The 25,156-nt window shown below is 70.7% G+C and carries 28 protein-coding genes and 1 riboswitch; of the genes, 12 read left to right on the forward strand and 16 right to left on the reverse strand.

Annotated elements, in window-relative coordinates; all coding sequences use genetic code 11:
• Nucleotide 1 precedes the first annotated feature (1 nt).
• From thiE to J7I98_RS01805, 4 genes are all read right to left on the reverse strand, one after another.
• On the reverse strand, nt 2–658 hold the full coding sequence (gene thiE, locus J7I98_RS01790; RefSeq protein WP_214915001.1) for a thiamine phosphate synthase: 657 nt from the start codon (nt 656–658) through the stop codon (nt 2–4).
• 77 nt (nt 659–735) lie between these two features.
• A complete protein-coding gene (locus J7I98_RS01795; RefSeq protein WP_214915003.1) occupies nt 736–1,101 on the reverse strand; it encodes an Rv2175c family DNA-binding protein in 366 nt (121 codons plus the stop codon).
• A 57-nt stretch (nt 1,102–1,158) separates the two neighbouring features.
• Entirely contained in the window at nt 1,159–2,373 is a 1,215-nt protein-coding gene (locus J7I98_RS01800; RefSeq protein ID WP_214915004.1) for an NAD(P)/FAD-dependent oxidoreductase, read from the reverse strand.
• An 83-nt stretch (nt 2,374–2,456) separates the two neighbouring features.
• Entirely contained in the window at nt 2,457–2,807 is a 351-nt protein-coding gene (locus tag J7I98_RS01805; RefSeq protein WP_214915006.1) for a hypothetical protein, read from the reverse strand.
• 93 nt (nt 2,808–2,900) lie between these two features.
• A riboswitch (TPP riboswitch) is annotated at nt 2,901–3,013 on the forward strand.
• Here J7I98_RS01805 and thiO point away from each other — a divergent pair.
• From thiO to J7I98_RS01835, 6 genes are all read left to right on the forward strand, one after another.
• Nucleotides 3,011–4,273, forward strand: coding sequence for a glycine oxidase ThiO (thiO, locus tag J7I98_RS01810; protein WP_214915008.1), 1,263 nt, complete (start codon nt 3,011–3,013; stop codon nt 4,271–4,273). It overlaps the preceding riboswitch by 3 nt.
• A complete protein-coding gene (gene thiS / locus J7I98_RS01815; RefSeq protein ID WP_214915011.1) occupies nt 4,270–4,470 on the forward strand; it encodes a sulfur carrier protein ThiS in 201 nt (66 codons plus the stop codon). The genes thiO and thiS overlap by 4 nt, the downstream gene beginning before the upstream one ends.
• A 3-nt stretch (nt 4,471–4,473) precedes the next feature.
• Nucleotides 4,474–5,268 carry a thiazole synthase gene (locus tag J7I98_RS01820; protein WP_214915014.1) on the forward strand — a complete coding sequence of 265 codons (795 nt, stop codon included), beginning with the start codon at nt 4,474–4,476 and terminating at the stop codon, nt 5,266–5,268.
• Nucleotides 5,269–5,556: 288 nt separating this feature from the next.
• Entirely contained in the window at nt 5,557–7,518 is a 1,962-nt protein-coding gene (gene pknB, locus J7I98_RS01825) for a Stk1 family PASTA domain-containing Ser/Thr kinase (RefSeq protein ID WP_214915016.1), read from the forward strand.
• Between the two features lie 67 nt (nt 7,519–7,585).
• Nucleotides 7,586–8,461 carry a deoxyribonuclease IV gene (locus J7I98_RS01830; RefSeq protein ID WP_214915018.1) on the forward strand — a complete coding sequence of 292 codons (876 nt, stop codon included), beginning with the start codon at nt 7,586–7,588 and terminating at the stop codon, nt 8,459–8,461.
• Between the two features lie 89 nt (nt 8,462–8,550).
• On the forward strand, nt 8,551–9,120 hold the full coding sequence (locus J7I98_RS01835) for a DUF4396 domain-containing protein (RefSeq protein WP_214915022.1): 570 nt from the start codon (nt 8,551–8,553) through the stop codon (nt 9,118–9,120).
• A gap of 23 nt (nt 9,121–9,143) precedes the next feature.
• Here J7I98_RS01835 and J7I98_RS01840 read toward each other — a convergent pair whose 3' ends face one another.
• A complete protein-coding gene (locus tag J7I98_RS01840) occupies nt 9,144–9,776 on the reverse strand; it encodes a sulfite oxidase-like oxidoreductase (RefSeq protein WP_214915025.1) in 633 nt (210 codons plus the stop codon).
• A 155-nt stretch (nt 9,777–9,931) separates the two neighbouring features.
• Here J7I98_RS01840 and bfr point away from each other — a divergent pair, with 155 nt between their 5' ends.
• A complete protein-coding gene (gene bfr / locus J7I98_RS01845; RefSeq protein ID WP_214915028.1) occupies nt 9,932–10,411 on the forward strand; it encodes a bacterioferritin in 480 nt (159 codons plus the stop codon).
• 32 nt (nt 10,412–10,443) lie between these two features.
• Here the strand turns inward: bfr and J7I98_RS01850 are convergent, their stop codons facing one another.
• The 3 genes from J7I98_RS01850 to J7I98_RS01860 all read right to left on the reverse strand — a co-directional run bounded on the left by J7I98_RS01850 (nt 10,444) and on the right by J7I98_RS01860 (nt 13,160).
• A complete protein-coding gene (locus J7I98_RS01850; protein WP_214915031.1) occupies nt 10,444–10,704 on the reverse strand; it encodes a bacterioferritin-associated ferredoxin in 261 nt (86 codons plus the stop codon).
• A gap of 158 nt (nt 10,705–10,862) precedes the next feature.
• Nucleotides 10,863–12,215, reverse strand: coding sequence for a class II 3-deoxy-7-phosphoheptulonate synthase (locus J7I98_RS01855; RefSeq protein WP_214915035.1), 1,353 nt, complete (start codon nt 12,213–12,215; stop codon nt 10,863–10,865).
• Nucleotides 12,216–12,233: 18 nt separating this feature from the next.
• The gene (locus tag J7I98_RS01860) at nt 12,234–13,160 is read right to left on the reverse strand and encodes a DUF2867 domain-containing protein (protein ID WP_214915038.1); all 927 of its coding nucleotides are present in this window, start codon (nt 13,158–13,160) and stop codon (nt 12,234–12,236) included.
• A 45-nt stretch (nt 13,161–13,205) separates the two neighbouring features.
• Here J7I98_RS01860 and J7I98_RS01865 point away from each other — a divergent pair, with 45 nt between their 5' ends.
• The 3 genes from J7I98_RS01865 (at nt 13,206) to J7I98_RS01875 (ending at nt 15,878) form a co-directional block, all read left to right on the forward strand.
• Entirely contained in the window at nt 13,206–13,811 is a 606-nt protein-coding gene (locus J7I98_RS01865; RefSeq protein ID WP_214915041.1) for a TetR/AcrR family transcriptional regulator, read from the forward strand.
• Nucleotides 13,812–13,821: 10 nt separating this feature from the next.
• Nucleotides 13,822–13,878 (forward strand): trp operon leader peptide, encoded by a 57-nt coding sequence (locus tag J7I98_RS42820; protein ID WP_214915676.1) that lies wholly within the window; start codon nt 13,822–13,824, stop codon nt 13,876–13,878.
• Between the two features lie 113 nt (nt 13,879–13,991).
• The gene (locus J7I98_RS01875; protein WP_214915044.1) at nt 13,992–15,878 is read left to right on the forward strand and encodes an anthranilate synthase family protein; all 1,887 of its coding nucleotides are present in this window, start codon (nt 13,992–13,994) and stop codon (nt 15,876–15,878) included.
• A gap of 53 nt (nt 15,879–15,931) precedes the next feature.
• On the opposite strand, the gene J7I98_RS01880 is transcribed toward J7I98_RS01875, so the two are convergent.
• From J7I98_RS01880 to J7I98_RS01895, 4 genes are all read right to left on the reverse strand, one after another.
• Entirely contained in the window at nt 15,932–16,960 is a 1,029-nt protein-coding gene (locus J7I98_RS01880; RefSeq protein ID WP_214915047.1) for a 6-phosphofructokinase, read from the reverse strand.
• Nucleotides 16,961–17,071: 111 nt separating this feature from the next.
• Nucleotides 17,072–17,746, reverse strand: coding sequence for a response regulator transcription factor (locus J7I98_RS01885; protein WP_214915056.1), 675 nt, complete (start codon nt 17,744–17,746; stop codon nt 17,072–17,074).
• Nucleotides 17,743–18,984 carry a MacS family sensor histidine kinase gene (gene macS / locus J7I98_RS01890; protein WP_374225052.1) on the reverse strand — a complete coding sequence of 414 codons (1,242 nt, stop codon included), beginning with the start codon at nt 18,982–18,984 and terminating at the stop codon, nt 17,743–17,745. Before macS ends, J7I98_RS01885 begins: the two co-directional genes overlap by 4 nt.
• Before the next feature lie 22 nt (nt 18,985–19,006).
• Entirely contained in the window at nt 19,007–19,762 is a 756-nt protein-coding gene (locus J7I98_RS01895) for a 1-acyl-sn-glycerol-3-phosphate acyltransferase (RefSeq protein WP_214915680.1), read from the reverse strand.
• A gap of 191 nt (nt 19,763–19,953) precedes the next feature.
• On the opposite strand from J7I98_RS01895, the gene J7I98_RS01900 reads away from it, so the two are divergent.
• A complete protein-coding gene (locus tag J7I98_RS01900; RefSeq protein ID WP_214915683.1) occupies nt 19,954–20,733 on the forward strand; it encodes a carboxylesterase in 780 nt (259 codons plus the stop codon).
• Nucleotides 20,726–21,385 (forward strand): hypothetical protein, encoded by a 660-nt coding sequence (locus tag J7I98_RS01905; RefSeq protein WP_214915059.1) that lies wholly within the window; start codon nt 20,726–20,728, stop codon nt 21,383–21,385. The genes J7I98_RS01900 and J7I98_RS01905 overlap by 8 nt, the downstream gene beginning before the upstream one ends.
• A gap of 40 nt (nt 21,386–21,425) precedes the next feature.
• Here J7I98_RS01905 and J7I98_RS01910 read toward each other — a convergent pair whose 3' ends face one another.
• The 4 genes from J7I98_RS01910 to J7I98_RS01925 form a co-directional block, all read right to left on the reverse strand.
• Nucleotides 21,426–22,181 (reverse strand): endonuclease/exonuclease/phosphatase family protein, encoded by a 756-nt coding sequence (locus J7I98_RS01910; protein WP_214915073.1) that lies wholly within the window; start codon nt 22,179–22,181, stop codon nt 21,426–21,428.
• A 63-nt stretch (nt 22,182–22,244) separates the two neighbouring features.
• A complete protein-coding gene (locus tag J7I98_RS01915; protein ID WP_214915076.1) occupies nt 22,245–23,186 on the reverse strand; it encodes an ROK family glucokinase in 942 nt (313 codons plus the stop codon).
• A 57-nt stretch (nt 23,187–23,243) separates the two neighbouring features.
• Nucleotides 23,244–23,720 (reverse strand): DUF5304 domain-containing protein, encoded by a 477-nt coding sequence (locus J7I98_RS01920; protein WP_214915078.1) that lies wholly within the window; start codon nt 23,718–23,720, stop codon nt 23,244–23,246.
• A 116-nt stretch (nt 23,721–23,836) separates the two neighbouring features.
• On the reverse strand, nt 23,837–25,156 hold the full coding sequence (locus J7I98_RS01925; protein WP_214915080.1) for an ArsA family ATPase: 1,320 nt from the start codon (nt 25,154–25,156) through the stop codon (nt 23,837–23,839).

Consider the following 25,156-nt stretch of genomic DNA (forward strand, 5'->3'; position numbering starts at 1 on the left):
CCTACGTGTCGCGGCTCCTGACGCGCTTCGCGAGATCGGCCGTCGCGGCCGCCGGATCGTCGGCCTCGGTGATCGCCCGTACAACCACGACCCTGCGGGCACCCGCGTCCAGCACCTCGTCGAGGTTGCCCGCGTCGATCCCGCCGATCGCGAACCACGGCCGGTCCTGGCGCAGGGCGGCGGTGTACCGGACAAGGCCGAGGCCCGGGGCGTAACGGCCGGGCTTGGTGGGGGTGGGCCAGCAGGGGCCCGTGCAGAAATAGTCCACGCCGGGCTCGGCGGCTGCCGCGTCCACCTCGGACTCGGAGTGCGTCGAGCGGCCGGTCAGCACGTCGTCCCCGAGGATCGCGCGCGCGGCCGGGACGGGCAGGTCGCCCTGTCCCAGGTGCAGCACATCGGCGCCGATGGCGTGCGCGACATCGGCCCGGTCGTTCACGGCGAGCAGCTTGCCGTGCCTGCGGCAGGCGTCGGCGAAGACCTGGAGGTGCTCCAGCTCCTCGGCGGCCTCCATGCCCTTGTCACGCAGCTGCACGATGTCCACGCCGGAGGACAGGACGGCGTCCAGGAACTGCGCGAGGTCGCCCTGGCGCTTGCGGGCGTCCGTACACAGATACAGCCGGGCGTCGGCGAGCAGTGCGCGCTTCGTGGACGTGGGCATGGTGGCGCTCCCCCGTTGCTTGGCGGTGCACGGGCCGCCGGGGGCCCGTGCACCGCATGCGGTTATGTCGTCAGTGGTCAGACGGCGAGCGCCTGTGCGCGCCGCTTCACCTCCGTGCCGCGATTCTCACTCAACGCCTGCGCGGGGGTGCCGGGCAGGGTCGGGTCGGGAGTGAAGAGCCACTCGAGCATCTCTTCGTCGGTGAAGCCGTCGTCCCTCAGGAGGGTCAGGGTCCCGGCGAGACCCTTGACCACTTTGTCGCCGTCGATGAAGGCGGCAGGTACCTGAAGCACCCGGTTCTCGCCACGGCGTACGGCGATCAGCTGGCCTTCCTTGACCAGCTGCCGGACGCGCGTCACCTCGACACCGAGCTTTTCAGCGATGTCGGGGAGGTTGAACCAGGCAGGGACGAGAGCATCGATGTTTGCGTCAATCTCGGTCACGGGACAAGCGTGCCACCTGGGACTGACAGTCGGTAGTCGGGACCCCGTCGTGTGCCGCTAAAGCGTCGCCGACTTGAGCGGAACGGACGGGTCCGCGGCCCGCTCCGGGTCCACCGGGGCGCCCGATTCGATCAGTCTGCGGCCCTGTGCGAGATCGCGCGGACGGGCGACGGCGAGCAGCGCGACCAGCGCCCCTTCGCGCAGCCAGCACACGGTCCAGGCCGCGCCGCCCGGGTCCCCGCGCCACACCAGCGTGTCGGCCGCGGCGTGATGCCCCGCGTACTGCACGAAGCGGCCGAACTGCTCGGACCAGAAGTACGGGACGGGGTCGTAGTCCTGCGGTGTCTCGCCGACGATGTTCGCCGCGACCGTACGGGGGCCCTGGAGCGCGTTGTCCCAGTGGTGCACGAGCAGGCGTTCGTCGTAGCGGTGCGAGGGGAAGGAGGCGCAGTCCCCGACGGCGTACACATCGGGGAGCGAGGTGCGCAGGCGGCTGTCGGCGGTGACGGAACCGTCGGGTCCGAGCTGCATGCCGGAGCCCACGAGCCAGTCCGTCGCGGGCCTGGCGCCGATGCCCACGACCACCGCGCCGGCCGCGAGCCGCCGCCCGTCGGCGAGGACGACCGTGCCGGACTCGATCTTCGCGACGCGCGCCCCGGTCAGCAGCCCGGCGCCGCTCTCGGCGTACCAGTCGGCCATCGGGACGGCGACCTCGGCGGGCATGGTGCCCGCCAGCGGCCGGTCGGCGGCCTCCACGACGGTCACGGCGCAGCCCGCCTCGCGGGCGGCCGTGGCGAACTCCGCGCCGATCCAGCCGGCCCCGACGACCACGATGTCGTGCTTCTCGTCGAGTACGGGCCGCAGCCGCGCGGCGTCGTCGAGCGTGCGCAGCAGATGGACGCCGGGGACGCCTTCGCTGCCGGGCAGGGTGATGGGCTGCGCGCCGGTCGCGACGACCAGTACGTCGTACGGAACGGGGCCCGAGGGCGTGTCGATCTCGTGCGCCAGGGGGCGTACGCCCATGACTTCGCGCCCCAGCTGGAGCTCGATCCCGAGCGCTTCGAAGTCCACGTCGAACGCCGACCCCTCGGCCTTGCCGAGCAGCACCGCCTTGGACAGCGGCGGTCTGTCGTACGGCTGGTGCGGTTCGGCGCCGATCAGCGTGACGGGGCCGGTCCAGCCCTGCTCGCGCAGTGCCACAGCGGTCTGTACGCCGGCCATTCCCGCGCCGACGATGACGACGCGCTGCCCTGTCTGCCTCTGCTCGCTCACCCGATCACTGTAGGGCGGCTTGTCCGGCCGCCCCGAGGGCCGCGAGGGGAGATCTCTGACACACCGTCACAGAGGCAATGGTGTCACAGAGGCAGCTGTTCGACGACGCTCGTCCCGCTGCCCTCCTGGGACTCCCACTCCCAGGTCTCTTCCAGCCGTACGCGCCCGTCGGGGAGGACCGTGACGGTGGACCGGCAGTGCCCGGAGGAGGTCGTGCCGTCCTGCTTCAGCTGTACGTACCGGAAGTCCAGCGCGTCGCCCTCGCGCGTGCCGACGAGATGGCCGCGTACGACGTCGCCGCCCGCGTAATCGGCCCAGATCCGGCCGTTCTCCTCGTGGTACGAGAAGCGGGTCCGGGTGCCGACCTGCCCCGGCGCCTGGTCGGCGACCGGCGAGAGGACGAGTCCGTCGAGCGAGGGGACCGAGCGGGCCACAGGAGTTGCTCCCTTACTGCGCGTTGGGGACGGGCGTTAGGGTGGCCACCGTACTGCTGGCTTCCGAGGGCTACCCCGGGACCCCCAGCAGGCGAAGACAACCGCGGGAGCCCGGGCGGACCGGGCTGAGAGGGAGGCTGGGCGGCCTCCGACCGTACGAACCTGATCCGGGTCATGCCGGCGAAGGGAGGGGCTGGACGCCTATGCATTCACGTAATTCTTCGGATTCTCCGGAGGCAGTGCCGCACGCGCGGTCGGACGCACGGCCGGACGTTCTGGTCGTCGGAGGCGGGATCATCGGTCTCGTGACGGCCTGGCGGGCGGCGCAGCGCGGGCTGCGGATCGCTGTCGCCGATCCGGATCCGGGCGGTGGGGCCGCCCAGGTCGCGGCCGGGATGCTCGCCGCCGTCACCGAACTGCACTACGGCGAGGAAACACTCCTCGGCCTGAACCTTGCCTCCGCCGGACGCTATCCGGCGTTCGCCGCCGAGCTCGAAGCGGCCAGTGGGCAGGACATCGGATACCGCGCGTGCGGCACACTCGCGGTCGCGCTGGACTCCGACGACCGTGCCCACCTGCGCGAACTCCACGCCCTGCAGAGCCGCTCGGGGCTCGAATCCGAGTGGCTCACGGGGCGCGAGTGCCGGCGCCTGGAGCCGATGCTCGCGCCGGGCGTGCGCGGGGGCCTGCGCGTGGACGGCGACCACCAGGTCGATCCGAGGCGGCTGGCCTCGGCGCTGGTGACGGCGTGCGAGCGGGCCGGGGTGGTTTTCCACCGCACCTGGGTGGACCGGCTCTGTGTCGTACGCGACCGGGCCACCGGCGCCGTACTGGCGGACGGGACGGAGGTCTCCGCCGGCCAGGTCGTGCTGGCGGCGGGCAGTCTCAGCGGCAGGCTCGCGGGCGTACCGGACGACGTCCTGCCGCCCGTACGTCCTGTGAAGGGACAGGTGCTGCGGCTGTCCGTACCGCGGGCGTACGCGCCCTTCCTGAGCCGCACGGTGCGGGCCGTCGTGCGCGGCAGCCACGTCTACCTCGTACCGCGCGAGAACGGCGAGCTGGTCGTCGGCGCGACGAGCGAGGAGCTCGGCTGGGACACGACCGTCACGGCGGGCGGGGTGTACGAGCTGCTGCGCGACGCGCACGAGCTGGTGCCGGGGCTTACCGAGCTGCCGCTGGTGGAGACCCGTGCGGGACTGCGGCCCGGTTCGCCGGACAATGCGCCGCTACTGGGGCCGACCGCGCTGGCGGGGCTGCATCTGGCGACCGGGCACTACCGCAACGGAGTGCTGCTGACGCCGGTCACGGGGGATGCGATGGCGGCCGTGCTGGCCACGGGGGAGCTTCCCGAAGAGGCCCGTGCGTTCAGTCCGCGCCGTTTCGCGCCCGGAGGCGTGGCCGTGGCCGCGCCCTCTTCCGTACCCGCATCCGCATCCGTAGCGACCGCGCAGGAGCAGCCCGTATGACCATCTCCGTGAACGGCGAGAGCCGCGAGGTCGGCGCCGGTACGACGCTGGACGCTCTCGTCGCCACCCTCACCCGTGCCCCTTCCGGCGTGGCCGCCGCTGTCAACGAAACCGTCGTACCGCGCGGACAGTGGGCAGCCACCACGCTCGGCGACGGCGACCGTATCGAAGTCCTCACCGCAGTCCAGGGAGGCTGAATCATGGCCGACGATCTGCTCACCATCGGCGACACCACGTTCTCGTCCCGGCTGATCATGGGCACGGGCGGGGCGCCGAGTCTCGACGTGCTGGAGCGCTCACTTGTCGTTTCGGGGACCGAGCTGACGACCGTCGCGATGCGGCGGCTCGATCCGACGGTTCAGGGATCGGTGCTGTCCCTCCTCGACAAACTGGGCATCCGTGTCCTGCCGAATACGGCGGGGTGCTTCACGGCCGGAGAGGCGGTGCTTACGGCGCGGCTGGCGCGGGAGGCGCTCGGCACCGACTGGATCAAGCTGGAGGTCATCGCCGACGAGCGGACGCTGCTGCCCGATCCGATCGAGCTGCTCGACGCGGCGGAGGCGCTGGTGGACGACGGCTTCACGGTCCTTCCGTACACGAACGACGACCCGGTCCTCGCGCGGAAGCTGGAGGACGTCGGGTGCGCGGCGATCATGCCGCTGGGGTCCCCGATCGGGTCGGGGCTCGGCATCCGCAACCCGCACAATTTCCAGCTGATCATGGAGCGGGCGAAGGTCCCGGTGATCCTCGACGCGGGGGCCGGGACCGCCTCCGACGCGGCGCTGGCGATGGAGCTGGGGTGCGCGGCGGTGATGCTCGCCTCGGCGGTCACGCGGGCGCAGGAGCCGGTGCTGATGGCGGAGGCGATGCGGCACGGGGTGGAGGCGGGACGGCTGGCGTACCGGGCCGGGCGGATTCCGCGCCGCCATTACGCGGAGGCGTCGTCGCCGGGGGCGGGACGCGCGGCCCTGGATCCGGAGCGCCCGGCGTTCTGAGCGCGCACGGGGCCCGGCATTCCGACCGCACGGGGCCCTGCGTTCCGACCGCGCGAGAGGCCCGGCGTTCCGACCGCAAGGGGCCCGGCGTGCGGACCTCGCGAGAGGCCCAGCATTCCGACCGCACGGGGCCCGGCGTGCGGGCCGCGCGGGTGACCGGCGTTTCTGACCGCGCGGGGGGAATCGAAGGCCCCCCGCGCGTGCCGTGCGTCACAGGTCGGCTTCAGTACCGCTGCGGGGGCGGGCTGACCGGCAGCGGTGTCCGTGGCGGCTCGTAGACTCCCCTGCGTGGATACGACCCTTCAGGACCCTCTCGTCGGGCAGGTGCTCGACGGCCGCTACCGCATCGATGCGCGCATCGCCGTCGGCGGCATGGCCACGGTCTACCGGGCCGTCGACACCCGGCTCGACCGGATTCTCGCCCTCAAGGTGATGCACCCGACCCTCGCCGCCGACGCCTCGTTCGTGGACCGGTTCATCCGGGAGGCCAAGTCGGTCGCCAGGCTCGCGCACCCGAATGTGGTCGGGGTGTTCGACCAGGGCACGGACGGTGCCTATGTGTACCTCGCGATGGAGTACGTCGCCGGGTGCACCCTGCGCGACGTACTGCGCGAGCGCGGCGCTCTGCAGCCCCGTGCCGCCCTCGACATCCTGGAGCCGGTACTGGCCGCGCTCGGGGCCGCTCACCGCGCCGGGTTCGTCCACCGGGACATGAAGCCCGAGAACGTCCTGATAGGGGACGACGGGCGGGTCAAGGTCGCCGACTTCGGGCTCGTACGGGCCGTGGACACGGTCACCAGTACCACCGGCTCCGTCCTCGGCACCGTCTCGTATCTCGCGCCCGAGCAGATAGAGCACGGCACCGCAGACACCCGGGCCGACGTCTACGCCTGCGGTGTCGTGCTGTACGAAATGCTCACCGGCAGCAAGCCGCACTCCGGCAGCACCCCTGCCCAGGTGCTCTACCAGCACCTCCACGAGGACGTGCCCGCCCCCTCCGCCGCCGTCCCCGGGCTGGCGGCCGAGCTGGACGAGCTGGTCGCCGCCGCCACCGCGCGCAACCCGGAGATCCGTCCGTACGACGCTGTGGCGCTCCTCTCGCAGGCCAGGGAGGCGCGCTCCGCGCTCAGCGACGAACAGCTCGACGTGGTGCCGCCGCAGGCCCAGCCGGAGGCCCAGCCGGAGGCCGAGGGACAGGGCAGGGCCGAGGACCGTACGAGCGTCATTCCCCGCGCCCTCGGGACGCCTGTGCCACTGCCCGCCGACGGCAACGGCGGCGAGCCTCTCAACCGCACCAGCAGGCTCCAGATGCCTCCGCCGGACGCGCCGCCGCAGCCAGCGCCGCGCGGGCGCACCGTGGTGCCCAGGCGCGGGGTGCTCGCGATCGTCACCGCGCTGCTGCTGGTCCTCGGCGTCGGCGCGGGCGTCTGGTACATCAACTCGGGGCAGTTCACCCGCGTGCCCTCCCTCCTCGGCCAGACGGAGAAGGAGGCCGGGAAGCGGCTGTCCGCGGCCGGGCTCGACATCAAGAAGGTCGAGCGGAAGTTCAGCGAGGCGTACGAGCGGGGCACCGTCATGGACAGCGCCCCGAAGTCCCGGGCCCGCATCCGCAACAACGGCTCCGTGACGCTGGTTGTGTCGCGCGGCCCGGAGATCGTGGAGGTCCCCGATGTCGAGCGGCTGCCGCTCGACAAGGCCAAGCGCGAGATCGAGAAGGCCGGTCTGGCCCCCGGCATCATCACCAAGGCGTTCAGCGAGGCCGTCCCGCAGGGCTCCGTCATCAGTACGGCCCCGGGCGCCGGCACCAAGCGGCAGCCGGACTCCGCGATCGCCATGGTCGTCAGCAAGGGCTCGCCCATCGAGGTGCCCGACGTGACCGGCGAGAGCGTGGAGGACGCCACCTCGGAGCTCGAAGACCTCGGATTCGACGTAAAGGTCGCGGCCGGGCGGGTCTCGTCCCAGGAGGAGGCCGGGTCCGTCGCGAAGCAGTCGGCCGCCGAGGGCGACCGGCTCGCCGAGGGCGACACCATCACGCTGACGGTGTCCAAGGGGCCGCGCATGATTCCCGTGCCCGATGTGGTCGGTGAGAACGTCGACGACGCGACGATCGCGCTGGAGGACGCGGGCTTCGACGTCGACGTGGACCGCCCGTTCCTGTCCTTCAGCGACGAGATCGCGAGCCAGTCGGTCGAGGGCGGCGAAGGCGCTCCCGAGGGCAGCACGGTCACCATCAAGACGAAGGGTCTGTAAGCCCGCCCCCACAGGACGCCCGGGGCCGGTCGGTGGCACCGTCCGGCCCTGGCATCCTGTGAGGACGATGAGCAACGCACCTTTCCCCTCCCGAAACCCCGTCGGCGGCCATGTGCCCGTGGCCGGAGGCCTCGCCACGACCGGTCTCGCGTACGCCCGTGAGATCGGCGCCGAAACCGTGCAGGTCTTCGCCGCCAACCCGCGCGGCTGGGCGACGCCCACCGGAAATCCGGCCCAGGACGAGCTGTTCCGCGCGGCCTGCGCCGCCGAGCGGATCCCTGCGTACGTGCACGCGCCCTACCTGATCAACTTCGGCTCGCACACCGAGGCGACCGTGGAGAAGTCCGTGGAGTCGCTGCGGCACTCACTGCGCCGCGGCCGCGAGATCGGCGCGCTGGGCGTGGTGGTGCACACCGGCTCGGCGACCGGAGGCCGCCCGCGCTCCGAAGCGCTCGCACAGGTACGCACCCACCTGCTGCCGCTCCTCGACGAGCTGACCCACGACGACGACCCGTTCCTGCTGCTGGAATCGACGGCCGGCCAGGGCGCCTCCCTCTGCTCGCGCACCTGGGATTTCGGCCCGTACTTCGACGCGCTCGACGCCCACCCCAAGCTGGGCGTCTGCCTCGACACCTGCCACATCTACGCGGCCGGACACGACCTCGCGGGGCCCGGCGGGATGAAGCAGACCCTCGACCTCCTGGTGGACACGGTCGGCGAAGGCAGGCTGAAGCTGATCCACGCCAATGACTCCAAGGACGTCGTCGGCGCCCACAAGGACCGCCACGAGAACATCGGCTCCGGCCACATCGGCGAGGAGCCGTTCCGCGAACTGTTCTCGCATCCGGCGACCGAGGGCGTACCGCTGACGATCGAGACGCCGGGCGGCAAAGAGGGACATGCGGCCGATGTGGCACGGCTCAAGGAGCTGCGCGACTTCTGACCTGATCCAAAGCCATTGAGGAATACCCCTGGGGGGTATACGGTGTCTGCTGTCGGCAGGAACCGCTATCTGGCATGGGGAGCCACGCGATGGACCACGAAACACACACGCACGCCACGCACCACGAGGACCAGGAGGACCACGAGCACCTCGCGCATGAGGAGCACGCGGGTCACGAGGGGCACGGATCAGCCCATCACGGCAGCCACGGAAGCCACGGCAAGGTCAGCTGGCGCATGGCCGCCCAGGCCACGCTCCACTGCCTCACCGGCTGCGCCATCGGCGAGGTCCTGGGCATGGTGATCGGCACCGCGCTCGGCTGGGGCAACATGGAGACGATGATCCTGGCGATCATCCTGGCCTTCTTCTTCGGTTACGCCCTGACCCTGCGCGGCATCCTCAAGGCCGGCGTCGGCTTCAGGACAGCGATCCGGGTGGCCCTCGCCGCCGACACGCTCTCCATCGCCGTGATGGAGCTGATCGACAACGGCGTGCTCGCCCTGTGGCCGGGCGCGATGGACGCGCACCTGTCCGACGCGATGTTCTGGGGCGTACTCACCTTCGCCCTCGCGGCCGCCTTCGTGATCACCACTCCGGTGAACAAGTGGATGATCGGCCGCGGCAAGGGCCACGCGGTGGTCCACCAGTACCACCACTGATCCGGCCGCACCGTAAGGCGGCGCTAGAGCTCCGGGCCGTCCCCCGGCTCCTCCTGATAGGAGTAGCGCTGCTCACGCCAGGGGTCGCCGACGTTGTGATAGCCGCGCTCCTCCCAGAAGCCGCGGCGGTCCGCCGTCATGTACTCGACGCCGCGGACCCACTTGGGCCCCTTCCAGGCGTACAGATGCGGCACGACCAGGCGCACCGGGAAACCGTGCTCGGCGGTGAGCAGCTCGCCACCTTTGTGCGTGGCGAAAACCGTACGTTCCGAGGTGAAGTCCGCCAGCCGAAGATTCGCGCTGAAGCCGTATTCGGCCCAGACCATGACGTGGGTGACGTTGGGCGCGGGCGGCGCGAGTTCGACGAGAGTACGGGCGAGCACCCCACCCCATTCGGCCCCAAGCATGCTGAACTTTGTGACGCAGTGCAGATCGGCCACGACCGTGGAGAACGGCAGGGCCGAAAACTCCTCGTGATTCCAGCAGCGCTTTTCACCGTCGGCCGTCGCGCCGAAAATCCTGAACTCCCAGCGGTCCGGCTTGAACTTGGGCACAGGGCCATAGTGGGTAACCGGCCAGCCGCGCTGGAGACGCTGCCCCGGCGGAAGCTCGGGCTGCTCTGATTCGCGACGTTCCCGGCTTTCCGGCTGACCCATGACTCCATGGTGACAGACGGCGAAGGGTGGTCATGACCAGGTCTGACTCTATTCGGGGCAACTCCTAATAAGCCTGCACTTACTGGACGCCCCCCACCCACGGTGCAAAGATGCGCGAAACCTGCCCAGTTCCACGCCTGGAAGGAGCCTCTGCGATGCAGGGCGACCCCGAGGTCCTCGAATTTCTCAACGAGCAGCTGACCGCCGAGCTGACTGCCATCAACCAGTACTTCCTGCACGCCAAAATGCAGGACAACTTCGGCTGGACGAAGCTCGCGAAATACACCCGGGCCGAGTCCTTCGACGAGATGCGGCACGCGGAGACACTGACCGACCGGATCCTCTTCCTGGAAGGCCTGCCGAACTATCAGCGTCTCTTCCACGTACGAGTCGGCCAGACCGTCACCGAGATGTTCAAGGCCGACCGGGAGGTCGAGGTCGAGGCGATCGACCGCCTCAAGCGCGGCATCGACGTCATGCGGAACAAGGGCGACATCACGTCGGCCAACATCTTCGAGGACATCCTCAAGGACGAGGAGCACCACATCGACTATCTCGACACCCAGCTGGAGCTGGTCGAGAAGCTCGGTGAGTCGCTCTACATCGCCCAGCTGATCGAGCAGCCGAGCAGCTGATCAAGCAAGCAGCCGGGTCGCCGGTCAGCCGGTCAGGCAGCTTCGGACAGGGTGGTCCCGGCCATCGGTGACTCGGCCGGAGCGTTCTCGGACATCGCCGACTCGCTCTGTTCGATCAGCGCGCGGCGCGGGCACGCACCGCGCCCGAGCAGCCCCTGGATCGTGCGTACGCACGAGCCGCAGTCCGTCCCCGCCTTGCTGACGGACGCTATCTGGCGGGGCGTGCAGGCACCGGCGTCCGCATGCTCCTTGATCTGCTTGTCGGTCACGCCGAAGCAGGAGCAGACGAACATGCGGTACACCTCCTGACAGGGGCCGAGGGTGGATTCTCGGTAAGGTCAACCTAACCTTACCCGCCACTTCCCGCTCGCAAAAGCCCCGGGTACGACCGTGGGGCGCGGATCACATTCGATCCGCGCCCCACAGTCATTTCCTGCCGTATTGGTGATCTTTACTGGTCGCGGTACATCTCGGCGACCAGGAACGCCAGGTCCAGCGACTGGCTCCGGTTGAGCCGCGGGTCGCAGGCCGTCTCGTAGCGCTGGTGCAGGTCGTCGACGAAGATCTCGTCGCCGCCGCCCACGCACTCCGTGACGTCGTCACCGGTCAGCTCGACGTGGATGCCGCCCGGGTGCGTGCCCAGGCCCTTGTGCACCTCGAAGAAGCCCTTGACCTCGTCCAGTACGTCGTCGAAGCGACGCGTCTTGTGGCCGGAGGCCGCCTCGAAGGTGTTGCCGTGCATCGGGTCGGTCACCCACACCACGGTGGAGCCGGACGCGGAGACCTTCTCGACGAGCTCGGGGAGCTTGTCCCGGACCTTGTCGGCGCCCATGCGGACGACAAACGTCAGCCGGCCGGGCTCGCGGTCCGGGTCGAGCTTGTCGATGTACTGCAGGGCCTCGTCGACCGTGGTCGTGGGGCCGAGCTTCACACCGATCGGGTTGCGGATCTTCGAGGCGAACTCGATGTGCGCGCCGTCGAGCTGACGGGTGCGCTCACCGACCCAGAGCATGTGGCCCGACACGTCGTACAGGTGGCCCGTACGCGAGTCGACCCGGGTCAGGGCGGTCTCGTAGTCCATGAGCAGCGCCTCGTGGGAGGCGTAGAACTCGACCGTGCGGAACTCCGCGGGGTCGGTCCCCGCTGCCTTCATGAAGTTCAGCGCGTTGTCGATCTCGCGGGCGAGCTGCTCGTAACGCTGCCCGGACGGGGACGACTTCACGAAGTCCTGGTTCCAGGCATGCACCTGGCGCAGGTCGGCGTAACCGCCGGTGGTGAAGGCGCGGACCAGGTTCAGCGTCGACGCGGACGCGTTGTACATCCGCTTCAGGCGCTCGGGGTCCGGGATCCGGGACGCCTCGTTGAACTCGAAGCCGTTGACGGAGTCGCCGCGGTAGGTCGGCAGGGTCACGCCGTCGCGGGTCTCGGTCGGCTTGGAGCGCGGCTTGGAGTACTGACCGGCGATCCGGCCCACCTTGACGACGGGCACGGAGGCGGCGTACGTCAGTACCGCGCCCATCTGGAGGAGCGTCTTGAGCTTGTTACGGATGTGGTCGGCGGATACGGCGTCGAAGGCCTCGGCGCAGTCGCCGCCCTGCAGCAGGAACGCCTCGCCCTTGGCGACGGCTCCCAGTCGGGCGCGCAGCTGGTCGCACTCGCCCGCGAAGACGAGCGGCGGATACGACTCGAGGTCCGCGATCACATCGCGCAGAGCCTCGGCATCGGGGTACTCAGGCTGCTGCGCCGCGGGAAGGTCTCGCCAGGTGTTGCCACCGTTAAGGGTGGTCTTAGCGTTCACGGTCACCCCACCAACATTACGGGGTCAGGCCGGTAGTCCATCCCCTGGCTCAACCAGTGAGACAGTCCTGTTCCGCGCACCCGCGCTCGGCGCCGCCAGCGCCAGCCCGCGATGGGCGCGGCGCAGCATGGTGCGGGCCATGAAGGGATGCACCCGCTCGACCGCTCCCCAGTAGAGCCGCCCGCGCAGGCTGCCGGTCTTCACGACCGTACTGAGGACGATGTGGCCGGCCTCCTCGTCGACGAGGATCGAGGCCCGGGCCCGCAGGCCCGCCGTGTCCACCCTGAGCAGCAACTCGCCGCCCTCCTGCGCGATTACGGGAAAGGAATCGCGCAGGATTCCCGTCCAGGCGCGCGGATCGCGCGGCATGCCCGGCAGCAGGTCCATCTGCCAGGCGTCCCGGAAATCGGGCCGCTCCAGTGCGGTACGGATCAGCCGGGCGGTGGCCGGGATCTCGACCGCGACCGGCTTGTCCCAGTCGAGCCGGTTGAGCAGTGCGACCCGGGGCGACCAGCGGACGGGGCGTGCGACTGTGCCGGTTGCCGCCCGCTCGATGTTGTCGAAGAGCTCCTCGATCACGGTGCCGTGCACGGCTCGTACCGCCGTCAGCCAGGCGATTCTGGCCACGCCGCGCTGGTCCTGTTCCAGCACGTGGCGCACGACGCACCGGTCCTCCCCCACGGGCTCGACGGTCAGCTCGTGGAAGCCGTTGTCCGGCGGTGAGAACGCGAAGCGGATACGTCGCCCCGGTTCGTAGGCCACGACCGTGTAGCGCACCGGGCCGTGGCCTCCGTCGGCGCCGACGCCGAGCGGCCGGTCGAGGCGTATCGGGGCCCAGGCGGGGGCCGGAAAGACGGGGTCGTCGTCGCTGGAGAGCCGGTCGACGAGGGCCCCGACCACCTGGGCGGAAGCCTGGACATGACGTTCGTGGACGTTGCGGACCTTGGTCATCACGTGCCTCCATACGCTGGCGTATGGTCTACCATACGGTACCGTATGGCCATGGTGCAACGGCAGGAGAAAGCACAGGAGAAGAAGCGGCGGCTGACCGCGCAGGACTGGGCCGATGCGGCCCTGGCCGCCATGCGCGAGGGCGGTCTCGCGGCGGTCGCCGTCGAGCCGCTCGCCACCCGGCTCTCCACCACCAAGGGCAGCTTCTACTGGCACTTCTCGGGCCGCGACGCCCTCGTCGAGGCCGCGCTCGTCCGCTGGGCGGAGACCGAGACCGAGGCGGCCATCACCGAGCTCGAAGCCGAGCCCGACCCGGAGAAGCGGCTGCGGTGGCTCTTCACGGAGGCCGTCGGGTCGGCCGCGAGCGACCCGCTGGAGGTGTCGCTGCTCGCGACGGCGGACGACCCGCGGGTGGCAGCGGCGCTGCGCCGGGTGACCGACCGGCGGGTCGCGTACGTGTCACGGCTCTTCGCGGAGCTGGGTTTCCCCGAGGCGGAGGCACGGCGCAAGGGGCTGCTCGCGTACAGCGTCTACCTGGGGCACACCCAGCTGATGCATGCCGTCCCCTCGGCGCTCCCGGTGGGAGCCGAGCTGACCGGCTATCTGGAATCCGCGCTCGATTCGCTGCTGCTGCGTCCCGAGATCGGGTAGGGTGCCGGACATGTTCACGCAGACGACCCAGAACTGGTGGTGGCCCGCTCTTCCGGCGGCCCACTGACTGCGCGTACACCGATACCGCGAAGGCCGCCCCGAGGGGCGGCCTTTGGTGTTTCCCAGGGGCTGTTCCTCTCCACCCGGATCGACCGGATCTCCCCGGAAGGAACACCTCCGATGCTCATCAGCACCCTCCTCGACGACACCCGCCCCTTCGCTCTCCTGCGCAGGCGCACCCCCGGCCACGACCACGACACCGTCGAGCTGCTGATCGGGGACGTGCACGAGGCCGCGCGCCTCGCGGACATCCCGGTCGGCGACACACCGGTGCTCGCGCTGGTGCCGTTCCGGCAGATCAGGGAGCGCGGGTTCGACGTACGGGACGACGGGACGCCGCTCAGTGTGCTGGTCGCCGACGAGACGTACGTACTGCCGCTCGGCGAGGTCCTGGAGCAGTTGCCCGCGCACCATGTACGGGTCGACGGCGGGGCATTCGACGTCGATGACGAGGAGTACGCCGGCATCGTGCGGCGCGTCATCGAGGACGAGATCGGCCAGGGCGAGGGCGCGAATTTCGTCATCCGCCGCACCTTCGAGGGCGACATCCCCGGCTTCGGGCGGGCCGACGCGCTCGCCCTCTTCCGGCGGCTGCTCGCCGGGGAGCGGGGCGCGTACTGGACGTTCGTCGTGCACACCGGGGAGCGCACGCTGGTCGGGGCCAGTCCCGAGGTACATGTGCGGATGTCCGGCGGGACGGTCGTGATGAATCCGATCAGCGGGACGTACCGCTATCCGGCGGACGGGCCGAGCGCCGAGGCGCTGCTGGAATTCCTGGGCGACCGCAAGGAGACCGAGGAGCTCTCCATGGTCGTCGACGAGGAGCTCAAGATGATGTGCACCGTCGGCGACATGGGCGGGGTCGTCGTCGGGCCCCGGCTCAAGGAGATGTCCCACCTGGCGCACACCGAGTACGAGCTCAGGGGCCGCTCTTCGCTGGATGTACGGGAGGTGCTGCGGGAGACGATGTTCGCGGCGACGGTCACGGGCTCGCCCGTACAGAACGCCTGCCGTGTCATCGAGCGCCACGAGGTGGGCGGGCGCGGCTACTACGCGGGTGCGCTGGCCCTGATCGGGCAGGACGAGGCGGGTACGCAGACCCTGGACTCGCCCATCCTGATCCGTACGGCCGACATCTCCCCGGACGGCCGTCTGCGGGTGCCCGTCGGGGCGACGCTGGTCCGCCACTCCGACCCGCACAGCGAGGTGGCGGAGACGCACGCCAAGGCGGCGGGCGTACTGGCGGCGCTGGGTGTACGTCCCGGTCGGCCGCAGGACACGGCCGTACGGCCCGCCCTGGCGGACGATCCGCGCGTACGGGCCGCGCTAGACGCACGGCGGCTGGACCTGGCTCCCTTCTGGCTGAAGATGCAGGAGCGGGGCGCCGACCTTGCCAGCCACGCTCTGGTGGTCGACGGCGAGGACACCTTCACGGCGATGCTCGCGCATGTGCTGCGGGCGTCCGGTCTTGAGGTGACGGTACGGAGGTACGACGAGCCCGGGCTGCGGGAGACGGCCCTCGGTCACCAAGGGCCCGTGGTGCTGGGCCCGGGCCCCGGAAACCCGGCCGACACGGCCGACCCGAAGATGCGGGTCCTGCGGGAGCTGGCGGCGGAGCTCGTGGGCTCGCATCCGTACGGGGTGCTGGGGGTCTGCCTCGGGCATGAGCTGATCGCGGCGGAGCTGGGGCTTGCGATCGTACGGAAGGACGTGCCGTACCAGGGTGCGCAGGAGCGGATCGACTTCTTCGGGCGGGAGGAGGTTGTGGGGTACTACAACAGCTTCACCGCGCGGTGTGATGACGCCGGGGCGGCTGAGTTGGCTGCGCACGGCGTCGAAGTCGCCCGCGACCTGGGGACGGGCGAGGTGCACGCGGTGCGGGGGCCGGGCTTTGCTGGGGTGCAGTTCCATCCGGAGTCGGTGCTGACGCTGCGCGGGGCGGCGATTGTGGGGGAGCTGGTGGGGAGCGTTGTTGCTGGTGCTTCGCGGGCCGGGGCCGGGGCCTGAGCGGTGGGGCGAAACGCCGGACGGGCCGCTTTTCCGGCCCGTCCGGGCTCCGCTCAGCCGAAGAAGACGCCCACCTCCTCGTACAGCTTCGGGTCGACCGTCTTCAGGCGGGACGTCGCCTCCCCCATCGGCACCCGCACGATGTCCGTCCCCTGGAGGGCGACCATCTTGCCGAAGTCGCCGTCCCGTACCGCCTCGATCGCGTGCAGCCCGAAGCGGGTCGCCAGCCACCGGTCGAAAGCGCTCGGCGTGCCGCCGCGCTGGACGTGGCCGAGAACCGTGGTCCTCGCCTCCTTGCCCGTGCGCTTCTCGATCTCCTTGGCCAGCCACTCGCCGACGCCCGACAGACGGACGTGCCCGAAGGAGTCCAGCGTGCCGTCCTTGAGCACCATCTCGCCGTCCTTGGGCATCGCGCCCTCCGCGACGACGACGATCGGGGCGTACGACGCCTTGAAGCGGGAGGTGATCCAGCCGCAGACCTGCTCGATGTCGAAGCGCTGCTCGGGGATGAGGATGACGTTCGCGCCGCCCGCGAGCCCGGAGTGCAGGGCGATCCAGCCCGCGTGCCGGCCCATGACCTCGACGACGAGGACGCGCATGTGCGACTCGGCGGTGGTGTGGAGGCGGTCGATGGCCTCCGTCGCGATGCCGACCGCGGTGTTGAAGCCGAAGGTGTAGTCGGTGGCGGACAGGTCATTGTCGATGGTCTTGGGTACGCCGACGCATTTGATGCCGTACTCGTCGGACAGGCGCGTGGCGACACCGAGCGTGTCCTCGCCGCCGATCACGATGAGCGAGTCGACCTCGTACTTGGCGAGGTTGTCCTTGACGCGGCGGATGCCGTTCTCCGCCTGGAGGGGGTTGGTGCGCGAGGAGCCGAGGACGGTGCCGCCGCGGGGCAGGATGCCGCGGACGGCCGGAATGTCGAGCCGTACGGTGTCGCCTTCGAGCGGCCCGCGCCACCCGTCCCTGAAGCCGGTGAAGTCGTAGCCGTACTCCTGCACGCCCTTGCGGACGACAGCGCGGATGACCGCGTTGAGACCGGGGCAGTCGCCTCCCCCGGTCAGTACTCCGACCCGCATGGAATTGTCCCTTCGCCGCATCCAGCTGTGCCGTGTGCGGCCACGCTAGCGGTGAGCCAGGTCACAGCGACACGGCGCGGGAGGTCGATCCGGGGTCGCACCGGGGTCCAACTAGGCGTCGTCGAGGCCGCGTTCGATCGCGTACCGCACGAGCTCCACGCGGTTGTGCAGCTGGAGCTTGCCCAGGGTGTTCTGCACATGGTTCTGGACGGTGCGGTGCGAGATCACCAGGCGTTCGGCGATCTGCTTGTACGAGAGCCCCTTGGCGACCAGCCGCAGCACTTCGGTCTCGCGGTCGGTGAGCTGCGGAGCCTTCGGCTCGTCGGACGCGGCGGGCGCCGGGTCGGAGGCCAGTCGGCGGTACTCACCGAGGACCAGGCCGGCCAGACCCGGCGTGAAGACCGGGTCCCCGGCGGCCGTGCGGCGTACCGCGTCGATGAGCTCTTCGGGACTGGCCGACTTCAGCAGATAGCCCGTCGCACCGGACTTCACCGCTTCCAGTACGTCGGCGTGCTCACCGCTCGCGGACAGGACGAGGACCCGCAGTGCCGGGTCGGCGCCGACGAGCTCCTTGCAGACCTGGACGCCGGGCATGGAGGGCAGGTTGAGGTCGAGTACAAGGACCTGGGGTGCGGTGGCCTGGGCTCGGCGTACCGCCTGCGGGCCGTCGCCGGCCGTGGCGACGATGTCGAAGCCGGCCGCCTCCAGGTCGCGGGCGACCGCGTCCCGCCACATCGGGTGGTCGTCGACCACCATCACCTTGATCTTCTGCTGCTCGTCGCTCATCGCGCCTGTCCTGCCTTCCCCCGTGGAACCTTCAGTTCGACTTCTGTGCCCTGCCCCGGTACCGAGATCAGCTCCGCCGTGCCGCCGATGTCCCGCAGCCGCCCGCGGATCGACAGGGCCACCCCGAGGCGCCCCTCCCCCTCGGCCTGGGCGAGCCTGCCGTCCGGGATGCCGGGACCGTCGTCCCGTACCGTCACGATCACTTCCTCCGGCCAGTCCTCGACCAGGATCCAGGCCTGGGCGTCCTCGCCGGCGTGCCTGCGGACATTGTCCAGTGCGGCACTGACAGCCGCCGCGAGCTCCATGGCCGCCGCCGGTTCGAGCAGGACCGGGGCGCCGGGCTCCGCGAAGCAGACCTTCGAGCCGGCGTGCGGGGCGAGCAGGGAGCGCAGGTCGCAGACACGCCCTCCGCCTTCGCCGTCCTCGTCGTCCTCTTCGGCGTCGACTTCGACCGTACGGACCACCGCACCCAGCGACGCGTCCTCCGAGGCGCGCGTCGCCGGCACCAGGCCGGTGGAGACCAGGGTGCGCAGGGCGACTTCCTGCTCCCCGGCCATCCGGCCCAGTTCGGCGGCCTCGCCGCCGAGGGAGGCGCCGCGCCGCTGCACCATGGCGAGGACCTGGAGCACGCTGTCGTGAATGTCGCGGGCCAGGCGCTCGCGCTCGCGGGTGGCGGCCTCGATCTCCAGGGCGCGGGCGAGGGTGCGCTCGGAGGCGCGGGCGACCTCGACGACGTAACCGATGGCGATGGAGGCGACCCACACCAGCAGGACGTTGTGGAAGGTGTCCCTGCTGGGCTCGCCGCGCTCGACGATGTTGGCGACGGCGACGAAGGACGAAGCGAAACCGGCCCAGCGCCAGCCGCCCTTGATGGCGAACGCGAGGACGGAGCCCGCTGTCCATATCGTCGGCAGGGTGGGGCCGTCGATCTGCTGCGCCTGGGCGTCGGCGAGCGGGGTGAGCATGATGCCGGTGAGGGCGATCGTCAGGTCGGCGACGAGGAAACGCTTGGTGCAGCTCGCCGCGTTCGCCACCTTGGGGAGCGTGGCCAGCGTCCAAACCGCCAGCACCGCGAGGAAGGCGACCGCCACCCACGGGCGCTCGAACTTCTCCCGCGAGAACACGAAGAGGAGCACCGCGTAGATCATCGTCATGATGCGGTAGCCGGTCAGCGCACGCCACAGCGGCTGCTCGACCGACATACGTACGACGCGCTCGCGCCGGGTCTTGGCCATCATCCCCACCCCTGGACGGACGCCGTTACGCGTCTGACCGTTCCGCCGTTCCGGCCTTCTCGGCCTTCGCAGCCTTCTCGGCCTCCGCCCTCTCGGCCTTGGCCGCCTTCTCCGCATCGGCGATCTGGCGCTTCGCCGCCGTCGCGTAGACGTCGACGTACTCCTGGCCGGAGAGCTTCATGATCTCGTACATGACCTCGTCGGTCACCGAGCGCAGGATGAACCGGTCGCCGTCCATGCCGTGATAGCGGCTGAAGTCGAGCGGCTTGCCGATCCTGATCCCCGGACGCATAAGCTTCGGTACGACCTTGCCGGGCGGCTGGATCTTCTCCGTGTCGATCATCGCGACCGGGATCACCGGCGCCCCGGTGGCGAGCGCCACGCGCGCCAGGCCGCCGGGCTTGCCCCGGTAGAGACGGCCGTCGGGCGAACGGGTGCCCTCCGGGTAGATGCCGAAGAGGCCACCGCCCTCGATGACCTGAATGCCGGCCTTGATCGCCGCCTCACCCGCGCCGCGCGCGCCCGAACGGTCCACGGGCAGCTGGCCGACGCCCTTGAAGAAGGCCGCCGTCAGCTTTCCCTTCACGCCGGGCGAGGTGAAGTACTCGGCCTTGGCGATGAAGGTGACCTTGCGGTCGAGGACCGCGGGCAGGAAGAAGGAGTCCGAGAAGGACAGGTGATTGCTCGCGAGGATCGCCGGTCCCTCGGCGGGAATGTTCTCGAGGCCCTCCACCCAGGGTCTGAAGGCAACCTTCAGTGACCCTCCGATGGAGAACTTCATTGCGCCGTAGATCAACTCGAGTGCCTCTTCTTCCTTTGTCTGTCGAACAGACCTTAACCCGTGCGAGACCTGCGCTCTCGCTCACAAGGCCCCGGCGGACCTGGTCCGTGTCAGTCCGGTCGCGTACGGTGAAGTACATCTTGAGCACCCCCTTTTTCTCGTCGTCCGAGACTCATGAACAGGAGACCCCGGTGCCGGTCCTTCCTGGAGCCGAGCCGTTCCGCCACGAGGGCGGAGAGGTCGGCGTCCTCCTCTGTCACGGCTTCACCGGTTCCCCGCAGTCGCTGCGCCCCTGGGCCGAGCATCTGGCCGAGCGCGGACTGACCGTCTCCCTGCCGCTGCTCCCCGGGCACGGCACCCGCTGGGAAGACATGCAGGTCACGACCTGGCAGGACTGGTACGCGGAGGTCGACCGCGAGCTGCGCGTCCTCGTCGACCGGTGCAGCCAGGTCTTCGTCTTCGGCCTCTCGATGGGCGGCGCTCTGACGCTGCGCCTGGCCGCCAAGCACGGGGACGCGATCTCCGGAATCGTCGTGGTCAACCCGGCGAACAAGGTGCACGGCCTGTCGGCGTACGCGCTGCCGGTGGCCCGCCATCTTGTCCGTACGACAAAGGGGCTGCGCAGCGACATCGCGAAGGCGGGCGGGGAAGAGGTCGGCTACGACCGGGTCCCGCTGCACGCCGCACACTCCGTGCGGAACTTCTTCAAGATTGTCGACACCGAGCTGCCGCAGGTCACGCAGCCGATGCTGCTCCTGCACAGCCCGCAGGACCATGTGGTGCCGGCTGCCGACTCGGCCCGGATCCTCGGCCGGGTCTCCTCGACGGACGTCACCGAGATCCTGCTGGAACAGAGCTACCACGTCGCGACGTTGGACCACGACGCGGAGCGGATCTTCGACGAGAGTTATGCGTTCATCGGCCGCCTCGCTCCGAGTGTCGGGACGAAGGGGAGCACGACCGGTGGCTGAGCACGACGCGGAGCCCGCGGGCCGCGAGGAGGAACGGGAGCCGGAGGAGACTGCGGCGGACGGTGGCAGTGGTGCTGCCGAGAAGCCTGTCGACGAGCAGGCTCTCTGGGCGGAGATCGTCGCCGGGTACGGCGAGGAGCCGCCGGACCCTCCGGGCGCGAAGCCGTTCAAGTCGGTGGAAGACCTGTCCCTGCTGGACGGCGACCGGAACAGTGAGGGGGACGGCGACCGGCCGAAGAAGTCGCTGAAGAAGGACCCCGAGGCGGACGGGGCCGGTCAGGACGATGCCGAGCCGGACAGACCGCTCGGCAGCTCCGTCGTCTTCGCTCCCGGTGTCGGCGGTCCGCGCGACTACTCCGTGGAGGAGCCGAGCGACGACGACCTCGACGAGAGCGACGAGGGCCACTTCGTCCCGCCGGAGCCCCCGCCGCTGCCGGCCGCCGACACCACGGCCAAGTTCGCCTGGCTCGCGGTCATCGGCGGACCGCTGCTGCTGCTCGCGGCGGTGCTGTTGCAGTGGGACATGACGTGGTGGCTGACGACGCTGGGGGTCGGTGGCTTCCTGGGTGGATTCGCCACGTTGGTAGGGCGAATGTCGCACGACGACGAGGACGGCGACGGCGACGACCCCGGGCGGGGTGCGGTCGTTTAGCGCGCGTCGAGGTGCGCGGCGCGGCGGGCTTGGGGAAAAGCTACTTCGCCGGAACCCGCAGCGCCGCCAGCACCGGCAGGTGGTCCGTGGCCGCCTTGACGTCCGCTTCCGGCAGGCCCAACGGGACCCCGCAGCCCAGGACTTCGATGCCCTCGGTCGCGAAGATCGCGTCGATACGCTGATGCGGACTGTCCGGCGTCGACGTGTATTCGCCGCCCCACGGCTTCACCGCCCAGCAGTCCTGAAGCTCGCCCGCCAGCCGCCGGAAAGTACGGCTGTCCGGGCGGTCGTTGAGATCGCCGCCCGCGATCGCATGCGGTACGCCCATCGCCGCGAGGCGGTCCAGCAGCATCCCGCCCTGCGCGTACCGCTCCTCGGCCTGGAGGCTCAGGTGGCAGCTCAGTACGCCGAACCTCGCGCCCCCCATCCGTACCACCGCCGTCGCGAACCCCCGCTGATGCAGCCCCGGCGTACGCGGCAGCAGTACGTCCTCCGTACGCTCCACCGTCGCCCGCAGCGAGCACAGCAGCATCGGCCCCGACGCCGTGGCCCCACCGCTCAGCATCACCAGCTCCGTCTTGGCGGCGAGCCGCGCCGCGTGCTTGCGCCAGCGGAAGAACCGCGGGGCCTCCTGTACAAGCACGAGGTCCGGCTCGCAGGCCCGGATGACGCGGGCCAGCGCGTCCTCGTCGTCGCGCATCGAGCGGATGTTGTAGCTCAGCACCCGGATCACGGCGGAACCGTCCGGCTCGGTACGGGAGTTGGGGAGCGTACTCGTCACGTCACTCGTCGCCATGCGGATCAAGATACGACGATGCCCGCCGCACCCCCAGAGGGCGCGGCGGGCAAAGAAGCATGGCTAGCCCTGGCGGGCCAGGTCCGCCGCGCCGACCAGACCGGCCTTGCCGCCCAGCTGGGCCGCGAGAACCTGGGCGTGCGGGCGGTACTGGCCGCCCACGAGCCAGCGGCGGAACGACTTGCGGATCGGGTCGAGGACCAGCTCGCCCTCGTCCGAGACGCCGCCGCCCACGATGAACGCCGACGGGTCGAACAGCGAGGCCAGGTCGGCCAGGCCCGCGCCGGCCCAGCGGGCCAGCTCGCGGAAGGAGTCGATCGCCACCGGGCAGCCCTGCCGGGCGGCGTCGCTGATGTGCTTGCCTTCGATGCCGTCGGGCGTGCCGTCGCCGAGGCCCAGCAGGATCGTCGCGTTCTCGGGCGTCGCGTTGGCGCGCTGCCTGGCGTACCGCACGAGGGCGCGTCCCGATGCGTACTGCTCCCAGCAGCCCTGGCTGCCGCAGCCGCAGAGCAGGCCGTCGGGGACGACCCGGATGTGGCCGAACTCGGCCGCCACACCGAAGCGTCCGCGGCGCAGCTTGTTGCCGATGATGATGCCGCCGCCGAGGCCGGTGCCGAGGGTGATGCAGATGACGTCCTCGTGGCCCTGGCCCGCACCGAACCTGTACTCGCCCCAGGCTGCCGCGTTCGCGTCGTTCTCGACAACGACCGGCAGGCCGACGCGCTGCTCGACCTTGTCCTTGAGCGGTTCGTGCCGCCACTTGATGTTCGGGGCGAAGAGGACGGTCGCACGCTTGTCGTCGACGTAACCGGCCGCACCGATGCCGACCGCCTCGATGTCGTGGCCCTTGCCGGCCTCGGAGACGGCCGCGCAGATCGCGTCGACGATGCCTTCGGCGGTCGGCGGCGTGGACACCTTGTGCGTGTCGAGAATGGTGCCCTCTTCGTCGACCACGCCTGCCGCGATCTTCGTGCCGCCGATGTCGACGCCGATGGTGAGTCCCATGTGTCCCTCAGTTTTCGGTCGAGCCCCGCTAAGGCCCAACCGTACCCGAGGCGCAGCTCAGTCCAGGTCGATGTGCTCGCTGGACGAGGGGCCTTCGGGACCGTCGTCGCCGTCGTCCTTACGGCCTCCGGGGCGCCCGGGCTCGGATGCCTCGCGGGTCCAGCGGCGCTCCTGGCCCTCGACCGCGGAGCGGTAGGCGGCGAGCAGCTCGTTGCCGGCCGCGGCGAGGTGGTCGAACACCTCCGGGTTGCGTTCGATGACCGGCTCGACGGCGGACTTCGCCTGGTTGATGAGCTGGCTGACCGTGCCCTGCGCGGCCATGCCGGGCAGCGACGACTGGAGCGACGAGACCTTGTCGGCGACCGCGTCGACGAGCTTGCGCAGCTCCTCCGCGGCCGATCCGGGAGGCGCCCCCTGACTGCTTCGACGGCGGGCCTTCTCGGCGGCGAGGTCCTCGGCGCATGCCTTCGCCCAGGCATCGGCGTCGGTGGCCTCGGCGGACTCGGGCCGGGGGCCCTCGGTGGCATCGCTCATGGCGGACACTCCTGCGGCAGGGAGGCGGTTCCTACGGTACGTACGCCTCGTACGACCGACGTTACCCGAACGGCGGTACGGCATTCACTGGAGTCCGCCTCACGAAGGAGGTTCGGTCAGCGGTCCGACCTGCTTGTCCGGCCGGGGGGCCGGGACTTGTCGGGGCTGTCCCCGGGAGACGCAGTCCGGCGTCGCGGCCACAGCTGGGGGTCGGGCGTGAATCGGACGCGCAGGACGCCGTCGGTGAGGCCCGCGCCGGAGACGGTACAGCGGCGCAGGGCCGAGGGGAGGGTCAGGATGCGGCGGAACGGGCCCGCGTCGAGTACCAGTTCGTCACCCCTGCGGACCAGGCCGAGCTCTTCCTTGACGGCGCCCGGCAGGGGCAGGTGCCAGACGAGGACGCCGTCGTCGGCGATCCGGTCCTCCACGGGCCACGGGTCGCGGGCGGGCCCGGCTTCCTCGACCGCCAGGTCATTGCCGTCGCCCCCCTCGGGCAGGGCGGACGGGTCGGACAGGGCTGCCAGGTCGTCCAGGCCGCGCGGGTCCCGGCCCAGGTGGCGGACCTCGCGCAGCGTCGCCGCGGGCTGCCACTCGCCGGCCCACTCGGTCAGGCACTTCTGCTGCTGCGCGGCCAGCGTCGCGAGCCAGGTGTCAGGGGTGTCCTGCGGCAGCACCCGGTTCGCGGCGACGGTGTCGACGCTCAGGCCGAAGAGGGCGAGTCCGGTACGGGCGGTGCGCAATGCGTCGGCTCCGGCGGGCCCCGGCTCGGCGACCAGGCGTACGGTCGTCTCGCTGTCGTCCAGCAGTGCCTGTACGGCGGCCAGTTCCACATCCCAGCGGGCCGCCGTCTCGTACAGCCACTGCGCGGGCATCGGCACCCCGGCGAGCTGGGCGAGCATGGGGCGCAGCGCGCGGGCCGCCTGGCGTTCGGGCGGGAGCAGGCGGCGCAGGTAGCGGCGCAGCTGTTCGGGGAGGGCGAGCGCGGCGAGGGTGTCGGGCAGCGGCGGCAGGTCGACGACCACGACGTCGTACGTCTGTGCCGCCTCGGGGCCCGCGCAGGCCCGCAGGGCACGCAGCAGCGCGAACTGCTCGCTGCCGGGGAGCTCGGTCAGTTCCTCGCCGTCCAGCCGGTTCGCGCCGAGCAGGTCGAGCACGGATCCGGCGCGGTCCTGGAGGGACAGCAGCTCCCTGCGGAAGTGGGCGCCGGAGTCGATCCTCGCGGCCCACAGGCCGGGGGCGGCCTCGACCGGCGCGGAGCCGGGGCCGGAGCCCGTGCCGCTGCCGGTGGTTATGCCGAGCGCGGCGCCCAGCGTGTCCGCCCGGTCGGTGGAGAGCGCCAGTACGCGCTGCCCCCGCCGCGCGGCGGCGAGGGCGGTCGCTGCGGCGACGGTGGTGCGGCCCGCGCCGCCGGGGCCGGTGACGAGGACCGTACGCAT

Origin of the sequence: Streptomyces sp. ISL-98, assembly GCF_018614055.1 — a bacterium.
Classification (GTDB): Bacteria; Actinomycetota; Actinomycetes; order Streptomycetales; family Streptomycetaceae; genus Streptomyces; species Streptomyces spiramyceticus.